The sequence below is a fragment of the Njordella calcicola genome (assembly GCF_056494125.1).
Window position 1 is genome coordinate 3,203,155 of record NZ_CM151396.1, and the last position, 12,803, is coordinate 3,215,957.

A 12,803-nucleotide genomic window follows, 5' to 3' on the forward strand; every position below is an offset into this window, starting at 1 on the left:
CATGGAAGCAACTGTACCCATTCAAGACATTACCTTTTGCATTAAGACCATTCATCGGCCTTGGGCATGCCATCGACTCGTCCAGTCGCTTCGAAAGGAGTTCGGCGAGCCCAAGATCGTCGTCGTTGACGACGGACTGCCCGAACACTGGTTCTCGCGCAAGTATCCCGAGACCGCCAAACACTGCAAAGTGATTGATCTCCAGCAGCACGATGTGGGTGTCGGCATTGGACGCAATACAGCAATCGACGCGGCAGAAACCGAGTTCATCTTTCTGCTCGACGATGACCAGATCGTAACTCCAGATCTGCATCTTGACCGAGTCTACCAGCGGTTCATGGAGTACGGCCTCGACATTTTGGCTGTGCGTCAGGGCGCGGGTGGCCGTCCAATGCTGTTCAGCCCGCTGATGAATGGCAGCCGCATCTGGATGCATCGAGGCGAGCACAAACGCATCGGCGAAACGTGTTGGTGCGACATGGTTAGCAACGCGTTCCTCGCGCGTCGCGACACGATCGCCCGCGTTCGCTGGGATGACGAGATCAAAACCTACGAGCACTGGGAGTTCTTCTATCGAGCTTCTCATATCGAACATCTTCAAATCGCCGTGGCACTCGATTGCTCGGTAGTCCACGACCACGTGGCAGCCAAGCCTTACGGAGCACTGCGAGCCCGGCCCAAGTTCCGCCGACTGGGGCTTCGTAAGCACGGCTTTGATTCACTGCGCTATCCAGGAGGAGGTATCGTCCATGCGTGATCGTGTCACATTCTGCATCAAGACAATCCATCGCCCTCAATGCTGCGCGACTCTGGTGCGTAGCATTTACGAACACTGTGGCGACGATCGTCCGTTGATCTACGTCCTCGACGACGGGAAACCTGAACTGCGATTCTCGCTGACCTGTCGTGACGAAGCAGCGATGGTCGATCGACTGATCGAAACCGAATACGACATCGGCTTATCGGCTGGTCGCAATCGCCTAGTCGAAGTCGCCCAGACCCCCATGGTGATCTTCTCTGATGATGATCACGTGGTTGGTCCACAGACTCGGCTGAATGATCTCGTCCGGAAGTTCGAATCGAGTCGTCTCGATCTATTGGCAACACTTAGTAAGCAGCCCCATCGTCCGAATCCAGATGGAACGCCCAGACTGCTCAATTCATCAGGTGGAGTGCTTCACATTCCTCGTGGCGAATATCGGCGCGTTGGTGACATTGCCGAGTGTGCATTCGTTTGTAACTGCTTCGTTGCCCATCGCGACATCTTGCAGGCGATTCGCTGGGATGAAGATCTCAAGGTCGATGAGCACTGGGACTTCTTCTGGCGAGCCAAGGTTGCCGGCGTCAGGGTTGGCGTGGCGATGGACCATGTATTCCCGCACATCCACGTTGATCCGCCGGCCTACAAGCGACATCGGCCAATGTTCTTAAGAGCTGCACTTCGTAAACACGGATTAAGGAAGGTACTTTGGAAATGAAACGAGTCATCGCAATTCTGGATCTGCCACCGCGCCGTGCGGTGCCGACGGTACGAGAGAGTGTCGAGGCTGCTGCCGAGCGTTGGAACTCGGAACTGCATTGGATTCGACGTCCTCTGCAACCGTGCCATCCGTTTTGGCAAAAGATGTTCGTCTGTGGTGATGTTGCAAAGCGGTTCGGTCCGTCGCATGTCCTGCAGATCGACAATGACATGGTGATTCGCAGCGACTGCCCATCGCCGTTCGAGTTGGCTCAACCTGGCCAATTCGCAATAGTTGCAGAACGGCAGTGCGCCCAAAACCGAATCGACAACGGCGGGTGGCAAAAGACAGCGCACGAGATTTGGGCCAAACGTTGTCGGCTCAACCCCGCGCCAACTTGGATGCATCCAAACGGCGGACTTTATCTTTATGACACCGAAACGTTTGCTCGCATGTTCGAGCGAATCATCCAGTACTTGATCGTCACCTTCGGTGCTAACGACCAAGCAACCGACGAGTCGCTGATCATCAATCAACTGTGGAACGATCACGCTGATTTGATCACTTTCCTGCCGCCTGACTTTAACGTCAGCATGTTGCAAACGCCCGAGTGGGCAACCAATCCTGTGATGCAGTCCTTTGTTTACCACTTCATCGGTCCCAGTAAACCGCACCTTGATCGATGTCGCTGGCAACGAAGCAGTCCACCCGAGTTGCCATTTCCTGTAAACCGTCAATCGATCGAACTGATAAACGAGTGGAAAGACGATCCACCAGCGAGCTACGACATTGGCTCAATCCTTCGACCAGATCTAGCGGCGAATCTTCTGGCTGTTTATCCGAAACTGATCGTTTCAGGAACGTGGTCCGATGAGCTGACAGTTTACGACGAAAGACTGACGAGCTTGGATGAAACGTTTTCATCGCATTTAGTGCTAACTCGGTTTCTGATCCGCCTTGGCGTGAATGCACGACGTTTCAAACTTCGGATCAAGGAGGGCGACGATGCAACGTTTCAGCTTGCCTGCTCTTGAGTACCACGTTGCTCATGGTTGCAACCTGTCCTGTCAGCAGTGTAGCCACTACAGCAATTTTCACTTGGCCGGCAAGTTGCCAACGCTCGCAGACGCTGAGTCCGAGTACTCCCAATGGTCGCATCGACTTAAGCCTGCTCGATTCGCGCTACTCGGCGGTGAGCCACTCCTCAACCCTGCGATTTTGGAACACATTCAACTCGCTCGACAACACTGGTACGACAGTGAATTGATGTTGGTGACCAATGGATTCTTTCTGCACCGCTTCCCTGAGTTGCCAAAGGTCCTCGCTGAAACAGAGTGCCAACTTGAAATCAGCCAACATGGTACGCATCAAGACTACCTCGAACGATTCCGCGACGTGAAAGCGATCGTGTGGAGTTGGCGTAAGCAGTATCCGAAGCTTCGCATCAACATTCGCAAGTCGCACAAGGGCTGGATGCGGCAATACGACGTCATCGATGGCAAGCCGATGCCGTTCAATTCCAAGCCAAACGCCGCATATCGCGTCTGTATGCAGCGAACATGCACCCAGCTTGTGAATGGCTGCCTCGCTAAATGTCCTGCACTCGCATATTGGCCACAGCTAGAGACAAAAGCCCGCCTCGAATCGATTTCGGAGTGGGATTTGTTCCGTGATTACGAAGCCTGCCCGCCAACAGCGAGTGACGACGAGCTTCGCTTATTCCTCGAAACCAAATCGATTCCCCAGTGCGCGTTGTGTCCTAGTAGACGCGTCGCGTTTCGTCATCCCAGTCCCTTGCAGAGGAGCAACTTGCAATGATTGATAAGTTTAAACCCAAGATGCCACCGTACCCATTCATTCCACCATTCGATCCACCAAGTGAAGAGCCGCCATACATTCCACCGGAGAGTTCTGAAGGAGACGATGAAGGATCATCAAGTGAAGACTCGGGGCCACGTCCACCATGGTGGCCCGAGGATTGGCCTTGGCCGCCTCCACCGGATGAGCCAGTGGTTATTGAAGCGCCGCCACCACTACCCAACATCATCTGGCCGCGGCTCCCGCCAGATCATCCCTATCACCTGCCACCAGGTTATCACTACCCAGACAATCTGCCCGACGGCCATCCAGGTCACTATTACCCAGGGATGCCACCGTATCCAGTGATCGCTCCGTGATGATTGCTTTAGATTCGTTGCTGAAGTCGAAGCGATCGGACACTAAACGCGTGTTGGACTCCGGTCCAACTGTCGTATATTTTAAACCTAACACCCGCGGGTCGCATTTCCGGCTCGCGGGTTTTGTCATCGTGCAACCATTCCAGGTGCGGAGCCAGTTTGGCAACTGCAAATCGATCTGCAGATTTGGGTAGCAAATCTACCGAGATTCGTCTGTGTTCGTTGGCAGTCCGGTGGCCTCGCCACTAGCGAGGACTTTTTGAATTTGTTTTTCATCACCACCCTGCATCATGCGGTACAGGGCGTCGCATTTGAGAATGTCGTCACTGTCCGCAGTTTGAATGCGTTCAATCCAACGGTTCTGTTCGTGGGCCAAGTCGATCCCGCTGCCATCGCTGGCGAACAACTTCACGAGCGAATCATCAACGACATTCATCGCCAACATCAGCTCTTTTTGATCGACTCGTAATCCACGCATGAAGAATGAGTCCGTTAAGCAATCGCGAGGGTACTTGGCGACATGCACCAGAAATCGAAATGCCTGGGACGCCTGGGTCGACCAATCGGAATCCGGTGCGGTAGCGATCCGCACGTCCAGGAAGGAAAGCATCGGCAGCAATTTACCGCCGGTGGCACGTCGTAGGCGGTTCTTTAACTCTTCGAGGATCTTGTCGACCGTTTCTTTGGGGATAGTTTTGCCAGCATGCATTTCGGCATATTGCTTCTGAGCATCAACTGCGACGTCTTGCCGTTTGGATTCGACAAAAGCGTGCACGTCTTCCCCTACAGTGTCTCCTAGAAGTTTCTTGCCTTCCTCGTTGACACGCTGAAGTTCTTGTTCCAAAAGTGGACGGGCCGTATGCGGTACCCAACGCGCACCGTCTGCCAAAGGATAGCTCATTTTGTTGAGAAGTTCACGGGTTCGCTTGCGAAACGACTCCAGCTTTTTAAGCGTCTTCTCGTCAATCGCGGACACTCGAAATTTAGTTTCTCTCGAAACGGTCCCGGTACGACGGTCCGCATCTACACCGAAGAGCTCGGCACTGATGGGGCAGTCAAGTGGCCCGACTCGTGACGAATTGTCGATAGTCGCCAGCGATCCCTGGTGCAGAACTTTGCCAACTTGCACCATCGCAATGCTTGGACGGGGAACCTTGGCTTGATCCAGTACAGATTCGATCCGGTTGCCTTCGGCATCCACGATGTCACCAGTTTCTGAATCGACGGTGATGGTTTGCCTGTTGCCTTCGTTGGATTGTTGTTGGCTTAGCCGAGCCAGGTAAACCTGCCATTGCCGATCGGCTTCGGGATCACCGACGGCGGGTACCAGGTCGGGTACGTTCGCACTGGCTGCATCGAGCGGATTACCGATCGCCCATTGATAATCGAACCAGGACGTGAACTGATGGTGCAGCGCGGTGTCGGTTGAAAAGCAAAGGTGCAGGAAGTCAGGCGATACCGGCCGCAGCGAAAAATTACCACTGGGCAAAACGACCATTTTGCTTGATCCGGTCTTGGAAACGATGCACAGGTTGGTGGCCACTCGGTCTTCACCTCGCGGCATCGGTTTCAAGCGAACTTTTAGTCTATGGCTGAACCGGTCGCAATGCTGTAAGAGTGAGCGTAGAACCTCGCTATTGGTCGCACAGGCAGGATAGATTGCAAGGATCAAGCACACTGATCGCTCTTCATAGTCGCCTAGAGCTCCAACGATCCAGTTAACACCTTCAATTGTGAGGTTATGAACGACACCGAAAATTGTCTTGGCCTCGACTATCTCGGCACCAAATACAGGGGCATTGATGTAACGGTGTGATTGGTTGAGCACCCGCGTCTCGGGCCACAGAAATGGCGACACTGGCGAAATAATGGGAATCGAAGTTTGATCGACGCTGTCATCGGTTGGTGCGGACGACGGTTGCATGGGGGCACTGCTAGGCTCGGCGGATGGCTCCAATGCGGAGTTTGCATCCAAGTCCAAGGGTGGAGATGTTTGTGATGAATTGCGTCTGAAAAACTTCATGGGATTAGTTGGCAAGTGCTCACTCGTTGGAAAGCCGACAGGTACGGTAGCTCAGATTCGAGCTCTGGTTTGTACCTCAGGACGTGCGCGGGAGCATCGTCCGATGCGATCTTGATCGACGCATGACCAGAACAGCTTGGATCTCGCTGCATCAATACGGACTTTCCGCTGGCTGCCGTCAGCTTCTCTTCGATCGATTTGGATGCATCAATTGGATTCACAAGTTGTTCCACTAGTTTCAGATACTTGAAAGACTTACGTACCACAGCCGAAAAAAACTACAATCAATCATCGTCATCATCATCGGTCTCATCATCATCTACATCTGACTCGGCCGCGATTGACTCCAGATATTCGATTCGCACATCCCTCAGTGATTTCTTCGCTTGTTTATCAACTAGGAAGAACCACCAGCCGCTCACGGAAGCTCCGGTGAGTGTCTTGGCAGCTTCTGAAACCGATGAATACACAACGCCTTCGATATCCACACGTCCGTCTCCGAGCAACGTTGCAGTTTTTGACATGAACTTCTTCCGGCGCGGAGTCAACGTCATACCAACGTGAAGGCAGCCAGCACTTATCAGATCGCTCAAGTCGACGCGATGGCTTGGCCGAACCTTCTCCGCATTGAACGCCGACTTGTGCCCCTCGGGAACTGGCCAGATGTCGATAATCAACTTGCTGAGCGAGTCTGTACGCGATCGAATCTTGGCTTCGGTCCAGTCATCCGCTGCAAGATCTTTAAGTTTCCGGTTGAGAAACAGTACACAATGGTTTTCCAACGCCTGCCTCTTGCCGGCATCTCCATTCCAAGGGCCATTCGATACCTTCGAGTTCAAACGTGATGTAAGCAGCGTTAGATTACCAAGCGTGTGCAACAAGGCTTCGCGTTCGCCCTCTGCTCGAGTGCCCTCGGGAAGAGGCCAATGCGTTTGCCACTTTCTAGGCATCACATGCTCAATGGCAAGCTTCCCTCGCATTACACGCTGTTCGCTTAGGCTGGCTTTGCTACCAATCCAGCCTCGCATATGGTCTTCAATGGCCTCGATCACCATGCGTAATCGCCCGCGCCCGAGGCGGCGATAGGCTGGAAGAATACGCAGTTCTTCTCGGATTTCATTATCGTCGGGCCAATAGCGGCTACCGGTGGATTGACTCGTGAAGAACTCTTCAATCAGGTTCCCAACGTCCGAACGGTCCTTACCGCGAAGGAAGCGTATAAGCTCTGCGAAGATTTGGTTGTAACCCTTCGTGGTTGCTCGCACGAGCATTCTGCGAACCATCCAGCTTTCGATCACGCCAAGTGCTTTGTCAAACTGCTCCTTTGGTATCGATGGAAGCTCGGGATCTAGCAAGAAAAGAAGTAGCGGCTTTACGACTTCACTCTCAAGGACGCCGGTGCGATAGGCAAACAAGCCAAGGCGATCGATCGCACTTCCCTCAGCCCCACCGCCCATCACGAAGTCCTTATAAACTTTCGATGCGCGATTCAACTGCTTCAGCAAAGTCTCCATCGGCAGTCCGGCGTCTAACACGAATCGTTTGAATCGCGTGAAAACTTCCCTTGCAACAACTTCCTCGCCTGTTTGGGCTACCAGCCAATGATTGAGGAAGATCGATGAGCGAGGGTAACGCATACGCCCCACGCTGATTTCCAGCTCCCAGAAAGCAGACTCAAATTCTTTCCAATACTTCTGGTATGCGGCCTCGACGTCCGCACCCGATTCCAGTAGCCGCTGAAAGATGAAGTTTTTAATTAGGTCAGCAGCAGTAAGCTGTGCACCGCGGGCGTTTAGCGTTTCAAAAATCTCCTGAGCGTTTTCGTCGGCTCCAAGGTCAATCACAACGACTTGGAGCAGTTCTCGTACAACCGTTTCAATCGCACTTGCTCTCGTTTGTACTTTCTCCGCTCCATCGAAGTTTAGCCATTCTCGGGCTTGATCCGAAAAGTAGCGATGAGCTTGAACCATGCGTTCTTCGGTAAAACCAACGGCTTCATAATCGACTGGCTCAGCCGCTGACATGACTGCGTTGAATGCTGGTCGGTCGCGATTAGTGGGCCACACCTTGAAGCGGTCTTCGGGTTGTGAGCAAAAAGGGGCCGCGTTGATTACGAGCGTTTCTAATCGCATTGACGCAGCAGTAGCACCTGCTGCCACCAGTTCGGCATGCAGCGCATCAAACATCAACTGAAGCGTAGTTAGCCGTTGCTGACCGTCGATGATGGTGCGTTCCTGCATGGTTCCAGCAGAGTTTGAAACCTGCTGCAAGACCACGGCTCCGAGGAAATGCGGATGGTGTTTCGCATTGGGTGCTGCCAACAATCGCTCGGTCATCCGAATAATGTCATTCCACAATGGCTCCCATTGATTCTCTTCATTCCAAACGTATGGACGTTGAAACAAAGGAACAGTCAACCTTTGCGGTTGCATAAAGATAAGCTGTGGTGTTCGAACTTGAGTTTCCATGCCGGCGACCTTTTGATGTCAATTTGCGTTTTGCTGTCGGGAACTGTGTGGCCGTAAGACACTTCAATCACCTGCAGGCGATACATGTCTCTCTTAATCCATCAAGCACTTGAAGAACGCGTCTTGTGCGTCCTTGTAGAACTCGATGCTGATCTTGGTCCAGAGTTCGTCGGGTAGGTCGTTCAGAAGACGACGGGCGGCGACGGGCATGAGGAGTGTGGTGGCTTGCTTTTCGATGGCGACTTCGGCGATGGCGACGGGATTGGGAATCATCTCGACAGATCCACCGAGGTTCAGCGAACCGACGATGATCATGCCACCCTTGGTACTGCGCTCGAGAAGAGAGCTCGACAAGGCGACGAGCACGGGCAAGCCCAGCCCCGTCCCGCTGTGGTCATTGTCCATCGCTCGCATCTGGATCGAAAACTCGTGCGAACGAGGGTCACGATCACCAACCAGTGCCTTGCTTTGCGTGTAGAGGTTCTGTTCGCCGATCTTTACGCTCTCGCGGAAGGATGGGGGCGTTGGCGTGTTGAGGATTCGAACGCCGCCTCCTGGACCCGATGTGACCTCCAAGCGATAGAGCCCGGGGCCCGCTTCGCCAGAGCCGGGGCTGATGGCCCAAACTTGGCCTGGAGGCAGTGGATCGCCGTCGATCGCGGCATCGCTGTGCAACTCGGGTGTTGATACGAATTGCTCGACGCCATCGACACCCATCGTGAAGCTGAAGTGCGTGTTGCGGAACTCGCTCTTGAGACACTTCTTCTGCTGCTCTTTAACTCGTCGGCGGGACTCGAGTGCAATCCGAACGATTCGCTCAAGCTCATCATCAGAGATCTCCATCGCGGGATCTGGGTACAGCAGCTTGATCAATCCGCTGATCGTCTTGTTACATGCCTCGATATCGCGGCCGCTGAGTGCGCCACCAAAGAACACGCGATTCTGAAGCGTCGACACTCGGCTCGACATCCGAAGATTCGTCCAGCACTCGCTCAAGAAGTCGCTTACCAAGCCAAAGTGATTCGTGAGATGCTGGTTGGGATTGAGCTTCGGAAAGTCCCAGCCTGGCACGTACGCGTGAATACGATCATGAAAAGCTGTGTCATCTCGCATCTCAGGAGGCAGCGGACTCAGCAGGTGACCGATCCTTTGTTGTTGCTCGACATCGACATCAAAGTTCCCGACCATCACGATGCCGCCCTCGGCGCGTATACTCTCTTTGCCTCGGCTGAATTCACCCGATGCCATGTAACCTTTCATGATGTTGACCCCATCCTTCTGGTCGAAGGAGACGCCAGATACTTCGTCGAAGCACACCACGTCGTATTGGCATACCAACCCGCGTTGACCGTTGGAATTGTTCACGAACATCTTCGCGACAGTCGCCTTACCACCGGAAATCAAGTGCGAGTAAGGAGAAATCTGCTGGAACAAGTGGCTCTTGCCTGTTCCGCGTGGGCCAAGCTCGACCATGTTGTAATTGCGTTCCACAAAGGGAACGATTCGCAGCAGCACGACATATTTCGCACGTTCGGAAAGCTCTGTCGGTTCCAAGCCAATCGATCGAACCAGGAAGTCGATCCATTCCGAAGTCGAGTACTCCGCACGTCCGCGTCGCAACACATCCAGAATGCCCGACTTTGACATCTGAATCGGACGCAGGCTGGAAATACGAAACGGCTTACCGTTCTTCTCCTGCGCGATGACCGAGTCGTACTCGAGCGTGATCTCCGCATAAAAACCATCGGTCAACATGCGTTCGTGATCATCGACCAAGCTGTCTTCTATTGACGCTTCCTTAATGGCCAGGCTCGGGATCTCGACAGAGTAAGTATCTGTCCTGGTGTCGAGTTTTGCTCGAACGATATCGATCAGCTTAACAGAGCCCTTATCGCGAGCTTGCTTGATGAAAACTTCTTCCTGGCCAGTCTTTACAGTTCGGTTCTGAAGCTGCTTCTCGACAATCTCTAGACCTTCGGCAATCTCGGCCTCATCGACCGTGGCACAGTATCGCCCAAGAAGAAACTCAACCACATAAGTTGGGATCGGATATTGTCTCGCATATTTGCGAACCAAGTCCTTTCGGACCAGGTACCCGTCGAAGACCGAAGCTGACTTTCGATCTAGATCGTCCATTTGGAGGTTCGATGTAATCATCATTTATTCCTATTCACCACCAACCGTGGTGCTTTGTTTTGCAAGTACTTGGCCGGCTTCGCTGCATACGACCGCAGCTACCACGGAGCCCTCAAGATCTTCATCCTCAACAAACAGCGTGACCGTTCCATTTCCGTCAAGGGCCTTCCCGCCACTGGTGATCGAAGTTGTCGGATCGTTTGGCTTGTTTCTTAAGTCAACCTGCAATCCTGACACAACTGGCTCGACCGTGATGCGACACTTCAGTCCCTTCCAATCAACCTTGGCAATGTTCGCCGCCTGAGCAGTTACCTGAACGTCGGGCGAAACCAAGATGTCTGCCACCAAGCACTCCTGCAGACTCACTCCGCCATGCTGGTAACAATGCCCTGCTGAAAAACATTTGATTCCTGAAGCACTGGCGAATTCAGCCTGCGGATTCCAATACCAGGCATGCCGATCCACATCCGGTTTTGATTCGCCTTTAATCGTCGCACATCGCGACCACTTGGCTTCGGTCAAGAACGACGGCAGCTCCTGCTTAGGCAAGCCGCCAGGCATCAGCAGCCAACCGTGATCGGTGACCACTCGAACCTTGCACCAGCCCGCGTCCAGCAACTCGACGATGCGATCTGCCAGCGCTTCCACCTGGCCCGCAACCAATGAAGCGAGCTTGATCTGCAAATCATGACCACGCTTGTCGATCTCACCCGTTTCTACCCAGCCACGTGCTTTCGGCTTCGCTGGGTCGCCAACCTCACTAGCTGAGATGATCTGGTAACCCTCTGTCTTGAGCAGGGATTGCAAGCGTGCATGTGTCAGCGGCTTACTCTCGCCCGCATCAACGATCTCTGGCGTAAACGAATCCGGCAGTCCGCGTCCCTCCAGCTTCTCGGCGATCGGAGAGACGGCTGGTTTCGCAGTAGCCGTTACCGAAGGCAGCGCCGCCCATCGCCGGTTCTCATCCGTCGTGTAACCACGCTCGCGCAGCAACTCCGTCAATCGCACTGCCAGGTCGTAACGCAGGCCATCGGCGAACAGCAGGCAAGTCCCAACCTCGGCCTTAACCGTCGGTGGTCGGTTGCTAGACGCCCTGTTGGGCCAAGACTCTTTCTGAACGCAATCCTGGAAACGTTCCGCAGCATGTTCCAACCACGGCAGGTACAACGCTCTCACAGCCGCTTCGATCGCATCGCAATCCGCTTTCGTCTTTACCGACGCCAGCGCCTTCAAAGCAAAGTCGTCAGCGAGATAACCACCTTGGACATACTGCTTTTCCAAATCAGCAATTGAGTCGCCGCCGAGATGGGATGCCGTTCGATTGGCTAGTCCAACCAAGAACTCCAGCGCACACGCCATCGGCGCTTGCCCCAGCTTTGCCCACACCCAACTGCGTCTCACTCCATGATGCTGTTCCAGCTTGGCGATTTCAGTTCTAGCACTTCCCTGGTCGACGGTGGCAAGGTCAAGCAATGCCTTTCGCAGAGCATCTTCATCCTGCTCATTCTCATCCGGCCAATACTCACGATCGAACCGCAAACGCGATTGAGGCTTCGCTTTGCGCAGCGTCGTGGCGACGCCGCTATAGGTTGCCGGCGCTTCTCGGAACCGAGACCACAAAGTCTCCCAGCTACTCGTCTCCTGCAGCCCCAGCTTCTCGCCGGCCACGATCTCGCCATCGGTGTTGGGATCAAAGCCGTACTCGTCACGACAGCGATTACAGAACGCGTGCCACTTGCCCTCGTCCATCTCGGCTCGCACTTCTTGTGGATTGCTCATCCAGCGCAGCAAGTCGCGAGGGTGATCGCCGATCATCAATCGATCAAAGTCCTCAGCCTCCAGTCTTCGTCCTTCCAGCTTTGTGACGGGCGTGATCGCCAGAACCGCCAGCGATGCCATCATCGACAGTTTCGTGTTAGCAGTCCCCGACACATCCAAGCCCAATGCCGGGCTTTCTTTGGATACCAGCATCGCTTCGACCGTCCAGTCACGACCGTTCTTCTGTGCCCAGACCGTTCCTCGGTACAGCAGTTCTACCAAAGGCTGCAGTTCCCAGGGGCACTGCGTTCCAGCGCGCAGTTCCTGTCGGCTAACACCAGGCAGGTACAGAATCGGTGTCTTCCCCTTTGGAAAGTCAACCTCCGGCAACACGCTCTGCATCGCGCACTTCAGCCAGATCGCTGGACCGGTTCGGGTATCTAGCGCGTATTCACCGAGCACCAATAACTGTGGCAAGCGGGCTTTCAACTGTTCCAGCAATGGCAACCATTCGCTCTTGTGGTCAGTCCAAAGAACTGCCGTTGGAGCAACTTCACTGCTGGCGCAACGCGTCGAGGCGTCTAGGCCTTTGATGACTGAATCGAGAAGTGTCATTGGGCTCCTCCGGCAAGCGAAATACGGCAAAATCGACCGCGATTGCGGCAATTTTGCTTCGGAAACACCGTGAAACACCGGGGGAAACGAAAAGAAAGCGGAATTAAAGCGACAATAAAGCGACAGTAAAGCGGCCAATCAGATCTACTCTTCCACATCTTTAGCT

Annotated in this window: 10 protein-coding genes; 5 read left to right on the forward strand and 5 right to left on the reverse strand. The window is 53.9% G+C overall.

The window, feature by feature from the left end; genetic code table 11:
* The first annotated feature begins 1 nt into the window (after window position 1).
* The 5 genes from SH302x_RS12200 to SH302x_RS12220 are packed head-to-tail and all read left to right on the forward strand — an operon-like array spanning window position 2 to window position 3,637.
* On the forward strand, window positions 2-757 hold the full coding sequence (locus tag SH302x_RS12200) for a glycosyltransferase family 2 protein (protein ID WP_479368962.1): 756 nt from the start codon (window positions 2-4) through the stop codon (window positions 755-757).
* Window positions 750-1,478 carry a glycosyltransferase family 2 protein gene (locus SH302x_RS12205; RefSeq protein WP_479368963.1) on the forward strand — a complete coding sequence of 243 codons (729 nt, stop codon included), beginning with the start codon at window positions 750-752 and terminating at the stop codon, window positions 1,476-1,478. The genes SH302x_RS12200 and SH302x_RS12205 overlap by 8 nt, the downstream gene beginning before the upstream one ends.
* Window positions 1,475-2,494: a hypothetical protein gene (locus SH302x_RS12210; protein ID WP_479368964.1), complete on the forward strand. Its 1,020-nt coding sequence runs from the start codon at window positions 1,475-1,477 to the stop codon at window positions 2,492-2,494. The genes SH302x_RS12205 and SH302x_RS12210 overlap by 4 nt, the downstream gene beginning before the upstream one ends.
* Window positions 2,466-3,278 carry a radical SAM protein gene (locus SH302x_RS12215; protein WP_479368965.1) on the forward strand — a complete coding sequence of 271 codons (813 nt, stop codon included), beginning with the start codon at window positions 2,466-2,468 and terminating at the stop codon, window positions 3,276-3,278. The genes SH302x_RS12210 and SH302x_RS12215 overlap by 29 nt, the downstream gene beginning before the upstream one ends.
* On the forward strand, window positions 3,275-3,637 hold the full coding sequence (locus tag SH302x_RS12220) for a hypothetical protein (protein ID WP_479368966.1): 363 nt from the start codon (window positions 3,275-3,277) through the stop codon (window positions 3,635-3,637). The genes SH302x_RS12215 and SH302x_RS12220 overlap by 4 nt, the downstream gene beginning before the upstream one ends.
* Window positions 3,638-3,836: 199 nt before the next feature.
* Here SH302x_RS12220 and SH302x_RS12225 read toward each other — a convergent pair whose 3' ends face one another.
* From SH302x_RS12225 to pglZ, 5 genes are all read right to left on the reverse strand, one after another.
* A complete protein-coding gene (locus SH302x_RS12225) occupies window positions 3,837-5,660 on the reverse strand; it encodes a hypothetical protein (protein ID WP_479368967.1) in 1,824 nt (607 codons plus the stop codon).
* Entirely contained in the window at window positions 5,657-5,881 is a 225-nt protein-coding gene (locus SH302x_RS12230) for a hypothetical protein (RefSeq protein WP_479368968.1), read from the reverse strand. Before SH302x_RS12230 ends, SH302x_RS12225 begins: the two co-directional genes overlap by 4 nt.
* 63 nt (window positions 5,882-5,944) lie before the next feature.
* On the reverse strand, window positions 5,945-8,128 hold the full coding sequence (locus SH302x_RS12235; protein WP_479368969.1) for a GmrSD restriction endonuclease domain-containing protein: 2,184 nt from the start codon (window positions 8,126-8,128) through the stop codon (window positions 5,945-5,947).
* A 93-nt stretch (window positions 8,129-8,221) separates the two neighbouring features.
* Entirely contained in the window at window positions 8,222-10,288 is a 2,067-nt protein-coding gene (gene brxL / locus SH302x_RS12240; RefSeq protein WP_479368970.1) for a BREX system Lon protease-like protein BrxL, read from the reverse strand.
* 6 nt (window positions 10,289-10,294) lie between these two features.
* A complete protein-coding gene (gene pglZ, locus SH302x_RS12245; RefSeq protein WP_479368971.1) occupies window positions 10,295-12,637 on the reverse strand; it encodes a BREX-1 system phosphatase PglZ type B in 2,343 nt (780 codons plus the stop codon).
* Window positions 12,638-12,803 lie beyond the last annotated feature (166 nt).